Genomic DNA, 229 nt, shown 5'->3' with positions numbered 1-229 from the left:
AGACGAACTTGATGTTGAAGGCGTCGGCCAGCGCCCCTTCCACGGCCTCGATGGCCGCGTCGGTGAATTTCCTCGTCCTCAGCGCCGCGTGGTCGATGCCCGGCGCCCCCTTCAGGGACCCGTGGCCGACCGCGTAGCGGACGATTTCGGCGACCTTCTCCTCGCTATAGCCAAGGCCGGCCAGGGCCACCGGCACCATGCGGTTGATGATCTTGAAGTAGCCGCCCCC

General features: G+C 66.8%; 1 protein-coding gene. It reads right to left on the bottom strand.

Features of this window, described 5'->3' with window-relative positions:
• Nucleotides 1–229 (bottom strand): hypothetical protein (locus L9G74_RS22240; protein ID WP_238899148.1); only part of this gene is annotated, 229 nt, incomplete at both ends.

Origin of the sequence: Shewanella electrica (genome assembly GCF_022321485.1) — a bacterium.
GTDB lineage: Bacteria > Pseudomonadota > Gammaproteobacteria > Enterobacterales > Shewanellaceae > Shewanella > Shewanella electrica.
Note: the sequence above shows the minus strand (reverse complement) of the source record. Positions and strands in the feature narration are given on the sequence as shown.